The organism is Streptomyces wedmorensis (assembly GCF_000716445.1).
In the GTDB taxonomy this organism is placed as follows: Bacteria; Actinomycetota; Actinomycetes; order Streptomycetales; family Streptomycetaceae; genus Streptomyces; species Streptomyces wedmorensis.
In genome coordinates this window covers 1-202 of the sequence record NZ_JNWK01000252.1, presented here as the reverse complement: position 1 = coordinate 202, position 202 = coordinate 1, and the positions used below count along the sequence as shown (strand labels likewise).

General features: G+C 63.4%; 1 rRNA gene. It reads left to right on the top strand.

Annotated features, from left to right (window positions below):
• Window positions 1-115: 115 nt before the first annotated feature.
• Window positions 116-202: ribosomal RNA gene (locus OO54_RS41300) — 16S ribosomal RNA — on the top strand; the annotation flags it as partial.

The window sequence follows — 202 nt, the reverse complement described above, 5'->3', positions numbered from 1 at the left end:
TGTCGGCCCTCGTGGCGGGCAGGCGACATACACAGCGAGGACGCTGTGGACGGTCGGCCCCATTCCGGCTCGACCGTCCCGCTCAACGCGAGTGTCACCGGACATCCGGTAAACATTCACGGAGAGTTTGATCCTGGCTCAGGACGAACGCTGGCGGCGTGCTTAACACATGCAAGTCGAACGATGAAGCCCCTCGGGGTGG